The organism is Patescibacteria group bacterium (genome assembly GCA_041675205.1).
GTDB lineage: Bacteria > Patescibacteriota > Patescibacteriia > GWA2-46-9 > GWA2-46-9 > JBAYUF01.
On record JBAYUF010000027.1, the window covers coordinates 1 to 3,168 of the forward strand.

Here is a 3,168-nt window from a genome sequence, read left to right on the forward strand (position 1 = left end):
AGAATTCATGCCGGTCACTGATCCAGCTTGGCAACACTTCACCGCCGAGCGTTATCAGTGGTGGCGTTTTGCGTGGTTAATTTCTTGTGAAGGTGAACGTTTGAGCCTCAGTTCCCCTCACGTAAAATTCCGCAGCTTCCTTGTGGGGTTCCCAAAGAAACAACCGTACCTCGACGATTGCATTTTCCGTGATTGGTTGCGGGCGAAAGAAGAAACGGAAATCACACAGGAATACGGGGTTTATATGCCTGTGAAACATCGTAAATAAAAAGGTCATTCATTCCTGTCAGCACACCCATTCGGACTGGCATCGTACATGAGGTACACAACCAAAAACACCAACGGTTTAACGAGCCTACGGGCTTAAAGAGAAAACGTATGATTCTTCTACTCGACAAAGAAATGGAAGACTATTTAAAAGCTGCATACGACGCGGGAGTGACTGCTGGTCTGTATGACGATGCTTATGACATCGGAACACGGGACAAGTGTATCATGCCCATTCTGGAACAGATCAAGTCAAAGTCGGTAATTATCGATGTTCACGTATCTGCGCAACACAAAAAGAAAAGCTAAATGGCTGATCCTCACGTTGGCCCTTTACGTAATGGTTTCATTATACTTTGTAATATTCGTAAAGAATGGCTGGCAAGACAACAAAGAAATAGTTCAAATAGTCTGGCTCACTATCACGGCAGGCCCTCTGTGCATTCAGCCGCTGGGCAATTGGGTTTTTGAAAGAGGTGCGAAATGTTCAAATTCGACTACACAGAATTAGAGAAGTTTTTACCCGGCTCGTTCATGCCAACTGACGAAGTGTTGACCCGCATTGAACAGTACATGAACGAAGCGCACACGCACACGCTTCCTGTTTTACCTGAAGCACCGGAACACGTGTTTCTGAACCCGAGCAAATTCCGCAAACTGACTTACGCCGACATGGTGGAAGCGGCTGGTAAATACGTGTTGCAAAAACAGGTATGGATTCCAATCGACGGCAGTAAGTTTTCCAATTCGTGGTACAGCGCCGAAGCAACTTGGGCACTGTCTGAGGAAGTCCGCGCCGACCACGCAAGCAAAGGTGTAAAACTGGTTCGCTACGAATGCGAAAACGATGCGAACTTTGAATTCAATAACTGCATGAGGTTGCCGTGACTACCACCGTAAAAGAAATTGAAGGAATGCTGGAAAACCAGCAGAAAGAAATCATCTGGCTCAAAGCACCCGGCCCTACCAAAGTGGATGTGAGCCTCGACGTGCTAACCAAAGCAATTGCAGCCGCCGAAACGTATCACGATCTTAACGAAATTCTCGACACGCTCGGCATTCCGTACTGCTACGTAAATTCGCTGGGTGCTGTTGGTCACATCATCCGTTGGAGTTCATAAAAATGGCCCGCGCATTTTTCGACAAAGATCCAAATGCCAATCTGGAAAACGGTTTGCTTTACCATGCCGCTGGCCTGATTGACAGTACACATATGGTCAACGATGAAACGACACTGGGTGGCAAAGATTATTTGGTGACGTTCATTGATCCATGGGGCCGCTTGCAACATGCATGGCGAGCGAAAGACGAAATCGTTACGTATGAACTGTGCGAAGGTGATGCACAGATTTTACAAGCCGCTTTTGATGCACTGGAAACAAAACCATGATTGACTTTGAAAAACTGCATTCGTTTCTGCCTGTCTACGCATACGAATATGAAACCATTGGTGCTACAGTAGGCGAAATCACCTATTGGTATCCGCACCAACACCCTGTGGGAACGAAACCGCCTGAAGGTTGGACACGCATTGACAGGGCCGACGAATTCACCCCGGCGCAGTATGCAGCGTTGAAAGCGTTCGAAGCCTCGCAATGGTTTCCGGCAACCGTGGAACCAGAAGAGGAAGCCACTTATATCGTGGAGCTGAACGGCGTTGCAACGAGCGCGTATTTCCGCAAACATATTCTGTTCGATAGTTGGGATCAAGGTTGGATCAAGCTCGGAAAATCCGTAGCACCGACGCGCTGGCGTCATTTCCCTAAACTGTAAAGGAAGAAAATCATGGCTGGTCTAGTTGATGAAATGGCTGCACAAATTGTTGAACTTCAGGCAGAGATTGCACGCCTGAATGAGCAGCTCGCTCCGTATCTGCAACGCGACGAAGAAGAACGCGTACAGGCCCTTATCGATTCACGTGTACGCAAAATTGTCGCTTTGCTTTTTCCAAAGTATTACTGGCAGTTGAAAGAAGATGAAAAACCAATTCGTCACCCGGTCAAAGGTTGGTGGTGGAACGGGGCATCCATCATGGAACAAAGCGACCGCAATTCCTACAACGGTACTGTGGAAGTGGAAGTGTGTTCGTACACAGGCAGTGGCGATAGCGACAAGTATACGTTTGTAATTCCGTCTGAATGGTTGGACTTGGAAGACCCGACCGAAATCGTTCATGCATGGTGCATTGAAGAGACAGCCAAACTCGCAGAAGAGAAACGCCAGAAAGACATTATCGAAGCCCAACGAAAGATCGAGCGTGCTGCGCAAGACTTGGCAGACCTTAAAGCTAAAAAATAACTGTAAAGGGATGTCATGAAACCAAACAAACTTTCGTTCACGTTGTTAGCACTCATTCTGCCTGTGATTTCTGTGCAGGCACTTATTTTTGGTTTCGCCGATTTGAGCCCGAGTGCACTCGCAGTTTTCGGCGGACGTTTTCTAACTTGGCTGGCGGTTGCAACCTCCTTCAGCGTGTCAATTCTCGCGCTGCATTTTTATTCGAATCACTGGCTACGAAAACACCGGTACATACGGTAGTACATACCAAATAGAATTTAGGACAAGGAAATATTCCATGCTGACTATCGAAGCTGCGCACCGCGTTACCAAGACTGACGAGAATTGCGATGACATTCCGAAGCTGGAAAAAGCTCTGTCGCGCCTGTTTGAAATCGACAGTCTTGAATATCACGAACGGTGGAACACATGGACGGAATCCAACGTTGAAAGGAAACGCCTGAAAGGTTACTGGATCAACAAGTGGATTTGCACTGATACTCACGTTGGTGAAATGGCGTATTTCCTTGACGATGAACTGGTATTCACTTGCGAGCAAACCGCACGCAAAAGCGATGCTGCAATTTATTTTGTTGATCCGTCTGCGTACCAGAAAGTAAAAAC

8 protein-coding genes are annotated in these 3,168 nt (G+C 47.2%); all 8 read left to right on the top strand.

From position 1 onward, the window contains the following. The coding region (locus WC052_05990) for a hypothetical protein (GenBank protein ID MFA7287186.1) at positions 1-268 on the top strand (268 nt) is incomplete at its 5' end. Positions 269-378: 110 nt separating this feature from the next. Further along, entirely contained in the window at positions 379-576 is a 198-nt protein-coding gene (locus WC052_05995) for a hypothetical protein (GenBank protein MFA7287187.1), read from the top strand. A gap of 174 nt (positions 577-750) precedes the next feature. Continuing rightward, positions 751-1,155 carry a hypothetical protein gene (locus WC052_06000; GenBank protein ID MFA7287188.1) on the top strand — a complete coding sequence of 135 codons (405 nt, stop codon included), beginning with the start codon at positions 751-753 and terminating at the stop codon, positions 1,153-1,155. Then, a complete protein-coding gene (locus tag WC052_06005) occupies positions 1,152-1,388 on the top strand; it encodes a hypothetical protein (protein ID MFA7287189.1) in 237 nt (78 codons plus the stop codon). Before WC052_06000 ends, WC052_06005 begins: the two co-directional genes overlap by 4 nt. 2 nt (positions 1,389-1,390) lie before the next feature. Beyond that, on the top strand, positions 1,391-1,657 hold the full coding sequence (locus WC052_06010) for a hypothetical protein (protein ID MFA7287190.1): 267 nt from the start codon (positions 1,391-1,393) through the stop codon (positions 1,655-1,657). After that, positions 1,654-2,040 carry a hypothetical protein gene (locus WC052_06015; protein ID MFA7287191.1) on the top strand — a complete coding sequence of 129 codons (387 nt, stop codon included), beginning with the start codon at positions 1,654-1,656 and terminating at the stop codon, positions 2,038-2,040. The genes WC052_06010 and WC052_06015 overlap by 4 nt, the downstream gene beginning before the upstream one ends. 12 nt (positions 2,041-2,052) lie before the next feature. Beyond that, positions 2,053-2,565: a hypothetical protein gene (locus WC052_06020; protein ID MFA7287192.1), complete on the top strand. Its 513-nt coding sequence runs from the start codon at positions 2,053-2,055 to the stop codon at positions 2,563-2,565. Between the two features lie 277 nt (positions 2,566-2,842). Further along, positions 2,843-3,168: hypothetical protein (locus WC052_06025; GenBank protein ID MFA7287193.1), on the top strand; the 326-nt coding region annotated here is incomplete at its 3' end.